Here is a 13,711-nt window from a genome sequence, read left to right as displayed (position 1 = left end):
TGAGGAGAGTCCTGTGCGTATTGGTATTGATTTGGGCGGCACCAAAACAGAAGTCATTGCGCTGAGCGATCGTGGCGAGCAACTCTTTAGACATCGTCTTCCGACGCCGCGTGACGACTACCAGCAGACTATCGAAACCATCGCACAGCTGGTGGAAATGGCGGAAAAAGCCACAGGGCAGACCGGCTCGGTTGGGATGGGGATTCCAGGCTCGATTTCGCCATACACTGGCGTGGTAAAAAACGCGAACTCCACATGGCTCAACGGTCAGCCGTTTGATAAAGATCTGAGCGCGCGCCTGAACCGCGAAGTGCGGCTGGCAAATGACGCCAACTGTCTTGCTGTCTCCGAAGCGATTGACGGCGCGGCGGCGGGCGCACAGACCGTGTTTGCGGTCATTATCGGCACCGGCTGCGGTGCAGGCGTGGCCTTCAACGGTCGCGCCCATATCGGCGGCAACGGGACGGCGGGCGAGTGGGGGCACAATCCGCTGCCGTGGATGGACGAAGACGAACTGAAATACCGCGCCGAAGTGCCATGCTATTGCGGCAAACAGGGGTGTATCGAAACCTACATCTCCGGGACCGGATTTGCCACCGACTACCGTCGCCTGAGCGGACAACCGCTCAAGGGCAACGAAATTATGCGTCTGGTAGAAGAGCAGGATGCGGTGGCCGAACTGGCGCTGAGCCGCTATGAAATGCGCCTGGCAAAATCTCTGGCGCACGTGGTGAACATTCTCGATCCGGATGTGATCGTGCTGGGCGGCGGGATGAGCAACGTCGACCGTATCTACACCACGGTTCCGCAGCTGGTGAAGCAGTGGGTCTTCGGCGGTGAATGCGAAACGCCGATCCGCAAAGCGGTGCACGGTGATTCCAGCGGCGTGCGCGGCGCGGCGTGGTTGTGGCCTAACTGATCGTCCATAGTATTCGGCTGTGAAAAAGCCTGATGTAAACGTCAGGCTTTTTATTTTATCAGGAATGATAAGCGTTGCTGATAAATAGGTTTACATGGACTGTGTGTTTACATCGATATTGCATTTAAAGAAGATGAAATAATCTTTGCAGTGAACGGTCGCGGTGCTGGTCACTAGCATGCTTTTCTGCGATGGATTAACCGGAATAGAAACGGATTTTGACGTGCCGATATTGACACAGCCTTGTAATAAGAAAGCGGCAATCACCAACGAAATATAACCTGTTTTTTTCATTATAAGCCTCTCAAAATCTCAGTACGTTTTGCCTGGTATTCTTTGGTACTAATAAGTTTCTGAGACTTTAACTTATCCAGTTCTTCCAGTCGGGTTGCCACGGTTTCGTTGGCGGCAGGTGCTGGCGCTGCAACGGATGCCGTTGCGGGCGCATTTTCCCTCACCCCAACCGGCGTCATGTCTAGATTCACTTTGCAGGTGATAATAAACAGAATATCTTTGCAGCGTGCGGTGGCATTAGTATCTACAACAATATGATCGGCGCCGGGTTGTGGTGTGACCTGAATAGTTTTAGTGGTGGATACCGTTGCACAACCAGCCAGAGCAATTGGTAATAACACAGGAAGCAAATAGCGCATAAAGCCCTCAGTCAAATGTTGCTCCCGACCAGTGAAATAATATCCACTGACCTGAATAAGCCAGATAATAAGAAACAAGAAATCAACCACAACGGAACGGTGGGTAATATGCGAGTTAGAAATATCTTATGGGAGCGAAAAACGTCGCCATAGGGTAAGTAATATTGAAAATGGCTTTTTGATCGCCGTCACACTTTTTGCGATTTGTCATCCCCTGACATAAAAGAATGGGGGCCGGAAAGCCCCCAGTGATCGCGCTTACTCCACCGCAAAGGCTCTGTCTAACTTGCTGTACCCCAGCCCGTTAATTTTCTTCACTTTGATCTGCACCGGTATGCGCTCTTTCATCGCCTCGACATGGCTGATGACGCCGATGGTTTTGCCCGTGGCGTTCAGGGCATCGAGCGCATCCAGCGCCGTATCCAGCGTTTCGCTGTCCAGCGTCCCAAAGCCCTCATCAAGGAACAGGGAATCTATTCGCGTTTTATGGCTCACCAGATCTGACAGCGCCAGCGCCAGCGCAAGACTCACCAGGAAACTCTCCCCGCCGGAGAGGGTGCGCGTATCGCGCACGGCGTCGGCCTGCCAGGTATCGACCACTTCCAGCTCCAGCGCATCGCTGGCCTTGCGTTGCAGCAGATAGCGCCCGTGCAGGCGGTTAAGCTGCTGGTTGGCCAGCCACACCAGATTGTCGAGGGTCAGCCCCTGAGCAAATTTACGGAACCGGTCGCCGGTGCTGGAACCGATCAGCGCGTTCAGATATCCCCAGTCATCCGCAAGACGCGCGGCTTCTTCAATCTGCTGCATCAAGCCCTGCTGATGAAGACGGTTATCGCTATCCTGCTTCAGCTGCTGGCGGATCTCGCCCTGACGCGTCGTATTTTCGCGCAGCTGCTGTGCCAGTTGCTGTAATTGCGCCTGCAATGCCGGTACGTCCAAATCCTCCGGCAGCGCTTCCGGTTGCTTTTCCATATGCTCCAGACGCTGCTGATCCGCCTGTAAGGCCAGCGCAGAAGATTGCTGGAGCTGTTGTTCCAGCGTATGTTTCAGCTGTTCCAGCTTGCGCACGGTATCGACATCAAGCAGTGCGGCAAGGAACGCGGCTTCACTGGCAAAACTGCTCTCCTGGAGCGCAGTAGCAAACTGGGTTTGCAGCTGTGCCAGACGCTCGCGATCGCTCTGCTCCTGCTGTTGCAGGGTGGCGAGCTGGCTTTGCAGGGAGATGCAGTCGTTGTGAATTTCGCGCCAGTTGTCGGGGACCGGCTCGTCCGCCGTTTCATCTTCGGATGCGGGCAGCGTGTCGAGAAGCGGCATCAGGGCGTTCATTTGTTCCTGAAGGGCCGTGAGCTGCTTCTGTTTTTCCTGCCACTCATTCGATTCGGTTTCACGCAGTGCCAGCCACGCGCTCTCTTCGCCCTCTTGCGGCGCGGTGAGAGCGAGCGGCATTAATGCGCTCAGCAAGGTCTGGCGCTGGGTATCAACCTGCTGCTGAATCTGGTGAATCTGCTGTTCCAGTTCGTTGAGCTGATTCTGCAAGGCCAGACGTTGGCTGAGCTGATATAGCTGGCGCTCGTACTGTTCCTGCTCCTCCAGCCAGGGGGCAATATCTTCCTGAATGTTCAGGCTCGCCTTCAGTGATGCGCACACCGACTGCCACTCCTGTGTGAGCGCTTGCTCCTCCTGAGTGAGCGTCAGGGTTTCTGCGATTTCGCGCTCACGCTGGTCTACCAGCGCTTTTAGCTGTCCGCGCAGCAAGAGTCCCTCTTCTTCAAGCCGTTTCACTTCGGCGTGCAGTTCATCGCGGCGACGTTGGTTAGCGCTAACCTCCAGCGCCTGATACTGCGCCACGGCGGGATGTTCGGTTGCACCGCACAGCGGGCAGGGTTTACCCGCCTCGAGGCTGGCGCGGTGCGCCTCCAGACCCTTGATCAGCGCTTCCTGTTCGCACAGGGTTTTCAGATCCAGATAGTGCTGGTTTTTCTCTTTGTACTGCTGGCGCCGCGCAGCCAGGGTTTGATCAAGCGTGGCCTGCGCGGCCAGGTCTTTTTCCTGCGTTGCCCGCATCTGTAACAGCCTTTTTTGCAGCGGCTGATAGCGGGCATGCAGAGTGGCGAGACGCTGACGCGTCGGGCGATACTGCACCTGATGCTCTAACGCCTGGGCGGTCTCTTCTGCGGATAGCGTCAGGGGAGTGAGTGGCAGCGCGGCCAGTTTTTGTTGCAGTTCAGTCAGACGCTTACCCAGCGCCGCAGCCTGAGATTTATCCCGCTGCTGCTGGGTAAATAGCGCGCGCCAGCCGCCAATGTGCTGGCTCAACAGACCGAAGTGGCTGTTTTCGTCGATCCAGCTGGCGAGCGATTTGTGCTGTGACTGGAGCCGCTCTGCCTCACGCATTGCACCGTTACGGATCCGCGCCCGCTGGCCCTTGCGTGAAAGTAAGCGAGTATTTACTTCGGCAATCTGCTGCTGCGTGCGGGTGAGCGTTGACGCCTGCTCTTGCTGACGGTCCCAGAGCGGGCGCAGCGCCAGCGCAGGTTGCGCCTGCTGCAGTTTAAGCAGTTCCGGTTGGGCGTCGGCCTGTGCCTGTAACGCCTGTTGATGCGCCGATTGCGCACGTAGCTGTTCACGCGCCAGCTCTTCGCTGCGCACCAGCCACTGATGTTGTGCCTGGCGGTTTTGCTGTTCACTGAGCAGCGTTTTTTCTTCGTCAGTCAGTGCTTGCAAACCCTGATGGAGCTGCTGTTGCTGTTCTTCGCTCAGCAGCACCACGCCTGCCGCCTGCGCTTCGCGCATCTCCAGCTCGGTTCTTGCCGTTTTGTGTTTTTCAAACACCATGGCGGAGATTTGGCCGTAGATCTCGGTGCCGGTCAGCTCTTCCAGCAGCTCGGCGCGCTCTTTGGGTTTGGCATTTAAAAACGCCGCGAACTGCCCCTGGGACAGGAGCATCGAACGGGTGAAACGGCCATAATCCAGCCCGGTCAGGGAGGCGGTCAGATCGAGTTTATCTTTCACCTTATCGGCGAGAATTTTGCCGTCTTCGCACCGGGCAAGCTCCACGCGCGGTGCCTGTAAGTTTCCGTCCGGCTGGTTACGGGCGCGGTTCTGGCTCCAGAATGCGCGATAGGCCACGCCTTTCACTTCGAACTCCACTTCGGCGAGGCACTCCGCCGTGTCGCGGGTCATGAGATCGTTTTGCGATTGCGACACCGTGTTCAGACGCGGCGTCTCGTGGTACAGCGCCAGGCAGATGGCATCGAGCAGGGTCGTTTTACCCGCACCGGTCGCGCCCGTTATAGCAAACAGGCCGTTGCTGGCAAACGGCTCGGCGGTGAAGTCGATTTTCCACTCGCCCTTCAGGGAGTTGAGGTTTTTCAGACGCAGGCTGAGAATTTTCATGCGTTGTTTTCCTCGTCATGCAGCGCGTGCAGGGTCTGGGTAAAGAGTTCGTTGAGGCGCGTGCGCTGTGCGTCGTCCAGCGCTTCCTGCGCCAGGCGTCGCTCAAATACCTCTTCCACGTTTAATTCGCTGAGGGTTTCGCGCTGCGCGCTTAAGAGAATTTTCTCGCGCTGTTCGCGGCTGCGGCGCACCAGCAATACCTCTACAGGCAGATCGTCGGTCAGGGTCTGGATTTTGCGCTGCATGTCGTGCAGATATTCATCGGTGCTGATTTCAATATCCAGCCAGACGGGAGGCGACTGTTCCACGCCGCGCCACTGTTCAAGCTGCGCAGAAATGGCGGCCAGATCGCCTTTGAGCATCGCCAGCGGTTGTGTCACCGGTACGGTTAACGTCTCGACTGCGCTCAGTTTGCCCTCGGCAAAACTCACCAGATGCACGCTTTTGCCTTTTCCGGTTTCATCAAAGCTGAGGGAGATCGGTGAGCCGCAGTAGCGGATATGCTCGCAGCCGCCAATGATCTGCGCGCGGTGAATGTGGCCGAGCGCGATGTAATCCGCTGGCGGGAAATTCTGTGCCGGGAACGCATCCAGCGTACCAATATAAATCTCGCGCACCGCGTCACTTTTGCTGGCACCGACGGTGGTCAGATGCCCGGTGGCAATGACCGGCAGCGGCGCATCACCGCGCAGCGCACAGGCCTCGGCGTACTGCTGGTGATAATAGTCCGTGATGGCCTGCAGCAGATGCTGCTGTTTTTCGCCGCCGGAAAGCCCTGCCTGGCTCTGAACGATGTCACGCGGGCGTAAAAAAGGAATCGGGCAAAGCACGGCGCCTGGCGTTCCGTCGCGTTTTTTGAGGATTTGCGGGGCATGTCCGGCGTTTGCCACTACAGTGGTATTCAGAAACGCAAGAATATCGCGGGATTCGTTGAGCGTGGCGACGGAATCGTGGTTGCCCGCGACGATCACCAGATGGCAGCCTGTTTGCTGCAGATTGACCACGAAGCGGTTATACAGCTCACGCGCATAGCTCGGCGGCGAGCCGGTATCAAAAATGTCCCCGGCAACGATGATCGCATCCACCTCCTGCGACTGCGCCGTCTCCAGCAGCCAGTTCAGGAACGCTTCATGTTCGGCGGCGCGACTTTTGCTGTAAAAATTTTGCCCCAGATGCCAGTCCGAGGTGTGGAGTATGCGCATAACAGTTCCATGGCAAAAAAGGGTGAAGGGGATTATAAGCTTTCAGGGGCTGGAAAATAACCGCTGTAATAAAACAACAGTTTGCCATTCATGGTGGTAATGTTTTTCATAAATCTGTCATAAATCTGACGCATAATGGCGCCGCATTACAAACTGATACTTTAATAAGACAGGGCAAAGTATGGCGAGACGTATTCTGGTCGTAGAAGATGAAGCTCCGATTCGCGAAATGGTGTGCTTCGTGCTCGAACAAAATGGCTTCCAGCCGGTTGAGGCGGAAGATTATGACAGCGCGGTGAATCAACTCAACGAACCCTGGCCCGATTTGATTCTGCTTGACTGGATGTTGCCCGGCGGTTCTGGCCTGCAATTTATCAAGCACATTAAACGCGAAGCGATGACCCGCGATATCCCGGTGGTGATGTTGACGGCGCGCGGTGAAGAGGAAGATCGCGTGCGCGGTCTTGAGACCGGCGCGGATGATTACATCACCAAGCCGTTCTCGCCGAAAGAGCTGGTGGCGCGTATCAAAGCCGTCATGCGCCGTATTTCGCCGATGGCGGTGGAAGAGGTGATCGAAATGCAGGGGTTAAGCCTCGACCCAACCTCACATCGCGTGATGACCGGCGAAAACCCGCTGGATATGGGCCCGACAGAATTCAAACTTTTGCACTTCTTTATGACTCACCCGGAACGCGTCTACAGCCGTGAACAGTTGCTGAATAACGTCTGGGGGACTAACGTCTATGTCGAAGACAGGACGGTCGATGTCCACATTCGCCGCTTGCGTAAAGCGCTGGAACACAGCGGCCACGATCGTATGGTGCAGACGGTCCGCGGTACGGGTTATCGTTTTTCGACCCGTTTCTGAACAATGACAGGAGTGTGACGCGTGCTGGAACGTCTGTCATGGAAAAGGCTCGTTTTTGAACTGATCTTATGTTGTATTCCCGCCGCCATTCTGGGGGCGATTTTTGGTTATCTGCCGTGGTTTTTACTGGCGGCAGTGACCGGCCTGCTGGTCTGGCATTTCTGGAATTTACTGCGTCTCTCCTGGTGGCTGTGGGTCGATCGCAGCATGACGCCACCGCCCGGTAGCGGCAGCTGGGAGCCGTTGCTTTACGGCTTGCATCAGATGCAGATGCGAAATAAAAAGCGCCGTCGTGAGCTTGGAAGCCTGATCAAACGCTTTCGCAGCGGCGCCGAATCGCTGCCGGATGCGGTGATTCTGACCACCGAAGAAGGGACGATGTTCTGGTGTAATGGCCTGGCACAACAGCTGCTGGGGCTGCGTTGGCCGGACGATAACGGCCAGAATATCCTTAACCTCCTGCGTTATCCTGAATTCACCCTTTATCTGAAAAAACGCGACTTTACCCGCCCGCATAATCTGGTGCTGAACAATGGCCGTCATCTTGAGTTTCGCGTGATGCCGTACAGCGATCAGCAGTGGCTGATGGTGGCGCGCGATGTGACCCAGATGCACCAGCTTGAAGGGGCGCGGCGTAACTTCTTTGCCAACGTCAGCCACGAGCTGCGCACGCCGCTGACGGTGCTGCAGGGGTATCTGGAGATGATGCAGGAGCAGACCCTGGAGGGGGCGCCGCGGGAGAAAGCGCTGCACACCATGCGCGAGCAAACGCATCGCATGGAAGGGCTGGTGAAGCAACTGCTTACCCTGTCAAAAATTGAAGCGGCACCGACGCTGGCGATGAATGAAACCATCGACGTGCCGATGATGCTGCGGGTGGTTGAGCGGGAAGCCCAGACCCTGAGCCACAAAAGGCACCAGTTCACTTTCGAGCTGGACAGCAGTCTGAAGGTGCTCGGCAGCGAGGACGAACTGCGCAGCGCGATTTCAAACCTGGTCTATAACGCGGTGAACCATACGCCAGAGGGCACGCAAATTATTGTGCGCTGGCAGCGCGTCCCGACGGGGGCGGAGTTTAGCGTCGAGGACAACGGGCCGGGGATTGGACCGGAGCATATTCCGCGTCTGACCGAGCGTTTCTATCGCGTGGATAAAGCGCGTTCGCGGCAGACCGGCGGCAGCGGGCTGGGGCTGGCGATTGTTAAGCACGCCGTGAATCACCACGACAGCCGCCTCGATATTCAGAGTACGCCGGGCAAAGGCACGCGCTTCAGTTTTGTTATCCCGGAACGTTTAATTGCCAAAAAAAGTGCCTGACGACGTGTGTGTCAGCGCTCCTTTCCACAGGCCAGCGTATGCTGGCCTGTTTGCTTTGCAGTCAAGCGAAACGTGAATGAATTTTATACGGCTGTTGCTTTTTTGTTCGCATGATTAGCCATGAGTTTTTCTTAACCTTAGAGGATTGTTCTGGTCTAAATTTTCATGCTGGCATATTGTTCTGGTTTTCAGATCCCTCCTTGCCTTTAAACGTTATAAGCGTTTAAATTGCGCCCCATATACTGTCATACCGACTGTATTTACGTGGTAAATCGAAAAACTATTCTTCGCCACGGCATGACGGGAGCATATCCCGCTGAAATTGAGTAAATTTTCCGCTGTATCGTCCCCTTTGGGATGGCGAAAATCTCAACGTTTTCAACACCACATCCACAGGCAGTAAGGTTCTATGACCCATCATTTAAAATCGCGTGACATCATCGCGCTGGGCTTTATGACTTTTGCGCTGTTCGTCGGCGCAGGTAACATCATTTTTCCTCCTATGGTTGGCCTGCAGGCGGGTGAACACGTCTGGACAGCGGCGATTGGCTTCCTGATTACTGCGGTCGGTCTTCCGGTTCTGACCGTGATCGCGCTGGCGAAAGTCGGCGGCGGCGTGGACAGCCTCAGCACCCCGATCGGTAAAGTGGCGGGCGTTCTGCTGGCAACCGTGTGCTATCTGGCGGTGGGCCCACTGTTTGCGACCCCGCGTACCGCAACAGTCTCCTTCGAAGTGGGGATTGCCCCCCTGACCGGTGACGGCGCGCTGCCGCTGCTGATTTACAGCCTGGTCTACTTCGCGTTGGTGATTCTGGTCTCCCTCTATCCGGGCAAACTGCTGGATACCGTGGGTAACTTCCTCGCGCCAATGAAAATTCTTGCGCTGATCGTGCTGGCCGTTGCGGCCATCATGTGGCCAGCAGGCCCGATCAGCGAGTCGCTGGACGTCTACAAAACCGCGGCCTTCTCGAACGGCTTTGTGAACGGCTATCTGACCATGGACACCATGGGCGCGATGGTCTTTGGTATCGTCATCGTTAACGCCGCGCGCTCTCGCGGTGTAACCGAAGCGCGTCTGCTGACCCGCTACACCATCTGGGCTGGCCTGATGGCGGGCGTCGGTCTGACGCTGCTGTATCTGGCGCTGTTCCGTCTGGGCTCTGATAGCGCGACGCTGGTCGATCAAAACGCGAACGGCGCGGCGATCCTCCATGCTTACGTTCAGCACACCTTCGGCGGAGCGGGTAGCTTCCTGCTGGCGGTACTGATTTTCCTGGCCTGTCTGGTGACGGCTGTTGGCCTGACCTGCGCCTGTGCAGAGTTCTTCGCCCAGTATATTCCGCTGTCCTACCGCACGCTGGTGTTCATCCTCGGCGGCTTCTCAATGGCGGTTTCTAACCTTGGTCTGAGCCACCTGATTCAGGTCTCCATTCCTGTGCTGACCGCGATTTATCCGCCGTGTATCGTGCTGGTGGTGCTGAGCTTTACCCGTCCCTGGTGGAACAATTCCTCGCGAATTATTGCCCCAACGATGTTTATCAGCCTGCTTTTTGGTATCCTTGACGGGATTAAAGCATCCGCATTCGGTGGGATCCTGCCAGCCTGGACACAGCGTCTGCCGCTGTCAGAGCAAGGCCTGGCCTGGTTAATGCCGACCGTTGTCGCACTGGTTCTGGCTATTATCTGGGACCGTGCAGCAGGGCGTCAGGTGACTTCCAGCGCGCATTAATCAACGACAAATTGTTTAACCACGGGGCTTATGGCCCCGTGGTTTTTTGTTTTTTTCGAGTTGAATGGCAAGATTTAAATGGAAAGCACGAACAAACTCAAACGTGGGCTAAGTACCCGCCACATTCGTTTCATGGCGCTTGGCTCGGCAATCGGGACAGGCCTTTTTTATGGCTCGGCAGATGCCATCAAAATGGCCGGACCCAGCGTGCTGCTGGCGTACATTATCGGCGGCGTCGCGGCCTATATCATCATGCGCGCGCTGGGTGAAATGTCGGTACACAATCCGTCAGCTAGCTCTTTCTCGCGCTATGCCCAGGAAAACCTCGGCCCGCTGGCGGGCTACATTACCGGCTGGACCTACTGTTTCGAAATCCTGATCGTGGCGATAGCCGACGTGACGGCGTTCGGCATCTATATGGGCGTCTGGTTCCCGCTGGTGCCGCACTGGATCTGGGTGCTGAGCGTGGTGCTGATCATCTGCGCCATCAACCTGATGAGCGTGAAGGTCTTCGGTGAGCTGGAGTTCTGGTTCTCCTTCTTCAAAGTGGCGACGATTATCATCATGATTGTGGCGGGCTTTGGCATCATCATCTGGGGGATTGGCAACGGCGGGCAACCGACCGGCATCCACAACCTGTGGAGTAACGGCGGGTTCTTCAGCAACGGCTGGCTGGGGATGGTGATGTCGCTGCAGATGGTGATGTTTGCCTATGGCGGTATCGAAATTATCGGTATCACCGCGGGTGAGGCCAAAGACCCGGAGAAATCCATTCCGCGCGCCATCAACTCGGTGCCGATGCGTATTCTGGTGTTCTACGTGGGCACGCTGTTTGTGATTATGTCCATCTATCCATGGAATCAGGTCGGGACTAACGGCAGTCCGTTTGTGCTGACCTTCCAGCACCTGGGCATCGCGTTTGCCGCCAGTATCCTGAACTTTGTCGTGCTCACGGCGTCGTTCTCCGCCATTAACAGCGACGTTTTCGGCGTAGGGCGTATGCTGCATGGCATGGTAGAGCAGGGTAACGCGCCGAAAGTGTTTGCGAAAACCTCTCGTCGCGGTACGCCGTGGGTCACGGTGATGGTGATGACCGTCGCGCTGCTGCTCTCGGTCTATCTGAACTACATCATGCCGGAAAACGTCTTCCTGGTGATTGCGTCTCTGGCGACCTTTGCGACGGTCTGGGTGTGGATCATGATTCTGATTTCGCAGATTGCGTTCCGCCGCCGTCTGCCGCCGGAAGAGGTGAAAGCGCTGAAATTTAAAGTGCCGGGCGGCGTCGCGACCACGGTCGTTGGCCTGATTTTCCTGGTCTTTATCATCGGGCTGATTGGCTATCACCCGGACACCCGTATCTCCCTGTACGTGGGCTTTGCGTGGATTGTTCTGCTGCTGGTGGGATGGGCGTTTAAACGCCGCCGCGAGCGCCAGCTGGCTGAAGCGCAGTAACATAAAAATGCCGGGTGGCGCTCTGCTTACCCGGCAAACACGCTTTTCGTGGTAAAACGCCTCCTCCCTCCACCTCCTCCCCCAATAAACCTTTTCATGATGAGTTATCCTCCATTACGCTGTGGCAAGGTGGCCTCAATTTCATCAAAGGGGATACGTGATGTTGAACGCCTGGCACCTTCCGGTTGCCCCATTTGTTAAGCAAAACAAAGACAACTTAGTGATTACGCTGTGGCTGACGGGAGAAAATCAGCCGGAGCGCGTCATGCTGCGCGCCGAAGTGGATAACGAAGAGACGGCGCTGACCATGCATAAACAGCGCACGCAGCCGCAGCCGGGCGCCACCGCCTGGCGAGCCACCATTGATCTGTCCCAGGGCCAGCCGCGCCGTCGCTACAGCTTTAAGCTGCTGTGGAATAACCGCCAGCTGTGGTTTACCCCGCAGGGCTTTAGCCGTTTCCCACCCGCACGGCTGGAGCAGTTTGCCGTCGATTACCCGGACAACGGCCCGCAGTGGGTGTACGACCAGGTCTTCTACCAGATCTTCCCTGACCGCTTTGCCCGCAGCCAGCAGCGAACGGCCGATCAGGATCAGGTCTATTTCCACCATGCGGCGGGCCACGACATTATCCGTAAAAGCTGGGATGAACCGCTGACGGCGCAGGCCGGTGGATCGACATTTTACGGCGGCGATCTGGACGGGATCAGCGAAAAACTGCCGTACCTGAAAAAACTGGGGGTAACGGCGCTATACCTCAATCCGGTGTTTAAAGCCCCGAGCGTGCATAAATACGATACGGAAGATTATCGCCACGTCGACGAGCAGTTTGGCGGCGACGAAGCGCTGCTGCGCCTGCGGGAGAATACGCACCGTGAAGGGATGCGCCTGATTCTCGACGGCGTGTTTAACCACAGCGGGGATTCCCACGCCTGGTTTGACCGCCACAATCGCGCCACGGGCGGCGCCTGTCACAATCCGGAATCTGCCCAGCGCGACTGGTACAGTTTTAACGAAGAGGGACGGGCGCTCGACTGGCTGGGCTATCCGAGCCTGCCGAAACTCGATTTTCAGTCCCCAACGCTGGTTGACGAAATCTACGGCGGCGAAGACAGCATCGTGCGCCACTGGCTGAAAGCGCCGTGGAACATGGACGGCTGGCGTCTGGACGTGGTGCATATGCTTGGTGAAGCGGGCGGCGCGCGGAACAATCTTCAGCACGTAACCGGCATTACCCAGGCGGCCAAGGCCGCGCAGCCTGAGGCCTTTGTGTTTGGCGAGCATTTTGGCGATGCGCGCCAGTGGCTACAGGCCGATGCGGAAGACGCGGCGATGAACTACCGTGGATTTACCTTCCCCGTATGGGGATTCCTCGCCAATACCGATATCTCTTACGATCCGCAGCACATCGATGCCCAGACCTGCGTGGCGTGGATGAATAACTATCGCGCAAGTCTGTCCCATCAGCAGCAGTTGCGGATGTTTAATCAGCTCGACAGCCACGATACCGCGCGCTTTAAATCGCTGTTAGGTAAAGATGTGGCGCGCCTGCCGCTGGCGGTCACCTGGCTCTTTACCTGGCCGGGTGTACCGTGCATCTACTACGGTGATGAAGTGGGTCTGGATGGCAACAACGATCCGTTCTGCCGCAAAACCTTCCCGTGGGAGAGTGAGAAACAGGACAAAAACCTGCTGGCACTCTATCAGCGCCTGGCGAAACTGCGTAAGCACAGCCAGGCGCTGCGCTACGGCGGCTGTCAGGTGGTCTATGCCCACGACAACGTGGTGGTGTTTGCCCGCGTCTATAACCAGCAGCGCGTGCTGGTGGCGATTAACCGCGGGGAGGCCTGTGAGGTGGTGCTGGACGACTCTCCGTTGCTCAATCTCCAGACCTGGTTACTGAAAGAGGGCAAAGGGGATATCCAGGAGGGCGTGTTGTCTCTGCCTGCCATTTCTGCCACGGTCTGGTTCGGTAATTAGCCCCTTGCTGCAACGGGCATACGCTGCCCGTTGCAGAATATTCCCCAAAGTCGTTCGGTTAAATTAAACAGAGCGGACAAATATCTTTAATATCCCGTCAATCAATTCTCGCTATACTCAATTTGCTTTATCAGTCAGGGCCCGACCACATATCGCACACATTTAGTTTTCTTTTAACGTATTGATTAAAAGGT

The 13,711-nt window shown here is 56.4% G+C and carries 9 protein-coding genes; 6 read left to right on the top strand and 3 right to left on the bottom strand.

Annotated elements, in window-relative coordinates:
- Positions 1-13: 13 nt before the first annotated feature.
- The gene (gene mak, locus ABIE11_RS10715; protein ID WP_429184474.1) at positions 14-919 is read left to right on the top strand and encodes a fructokinase; all 906 of its coding nucleotides are present in this window, start codon (positions 14-16) and stop codon (positions 917-919) included.
- A 293-nt stretch (positions 920-1,212) separates the two neighbouring features.
- On the opposite strand, the gene ABIE11_RS10710 is transcribed toward mak, so the two are convergent.
- From ABIE11_RS10710 to sbcD, 3 genes are all read right to left on the bottom strand, one after another.
- Positions 1,213-1,650, bottom strand: coding sequence for a hypothetical protein (locus ABIE11_RS10710; RefSeq protein WP_429184473.1), 438 nt, complete (start codon positions 1,648-1,650; stop codon positions 1,213-1,215).
- A 180-nt stretch (positions 1,651-1,830) separates the two neighbouring features.
- A complete protein-coding gene (gene sbcC, locus ABIE11_RS10705; protein WP_429184472.1) occupies positions 1,831-4,968 on the bottom strand; it encodes an exonuclease subunit SbcC in 3,138 nt (1,045 codons plus the stop codon).
- A complete protein-coding gene (sbcD, locus tag ABIE11_RS10700; protein WP_129035479.1) occupies positions 4,965-6,170 on the bottom strand; it encodes an exonuclease subunit SbcD in 1,206 nt (401 codons plus the stop codon). The genes sbcC and sbcD overlap by 4 nt, the downstream gene beginning before the upstream one ends.
- A gap of 181 nt (positions 6,171-6,351) precedes the next feature.
- On the opposite strand from sbcD, the gene phoB reads away from it, so the two are divergent.
- From phoB to malZ, 5 genes are all read left to right on the top strand, one after another.
- The gene (phoB, locus tag ABIE11_RS10695) at positions 6,352-7,041 is read left to right on the top strand and encodes a phosphate response regulator transcription factor PhoB (protein ID WP_095280962.1); all 690 of its coding nucleotides are present in this window, start codon (positions 6,352-6,354) and stop codon (positions 7,039-7,041) included.
- A 21-nt stretch (positions 7,042-7,062) separates the two neighbouring features.
- A complete protein-coding gene (gene phoR / locus ABIE11_RS10690) occupies positions 7,063-8,358 on the top strand; it encodes a phosphate regulon sensor histidine kinase PhoR (RefSeq protein WP_102104313.1) in 1,296 nt (431 codons plus the stop codon).
- Positions 8,359-8,767: 409 nt separating this feature from the next.
- On the top strand, positions 8,768-10,087 hold the full coding sequence (gene brnQ, locus ABIE11_RS10685) for a branched-chain amino acid transporter carrier protein BrnQ (RefSeq protein WP_429184471.1): 1,320 nt from the start codon (positions 8,768-8,770) through the stop codon (positions 10,085-10,087).
- 78 nt (positions 10,088-10,165) lie between these two features.
- The gene (proY, locus tag ABIE11_RS10680; RefSeq protein WP_100777440.1) at positions 10,166-11,539 is read left to right on the top strand and encodes a proline-specific permease ProY; all 1,374 of its coding nucleotides are present in this window, start codon (positions 10,166-10,168) and stop codon (positions 11,537-11,539) included.
- Between the two features lie 160 nt (positions 11,540-11,699).
- A complete protein-coding gene (gene malZ, locus ABIE11_RS10675) occupies positions 11,700-13,517 on the top strand; it encodes a maltodextrin glucosidase (protein WP_429184470.1) in 1,818 nt (605 codons plus the stop codon).
- Positions 13,518-13,711: the final 194 nt, after the last annotated feature.

Source organism: Lelliottia sp. 489 (assembly GCF_050435885.1).
Classification (GTDB): Bacteria; Pseudomonadota; Gammaproteobacteria; order Enterobacterales; family Enterobacteriaceae; genus Enterobacter; species Enterobacter nimipressuralis.
The sequence above is the reverse complement of the archived record's forward strand: the minus strand, read 5'-3'. Positions and strand labels throughout refer to the sequence as shown.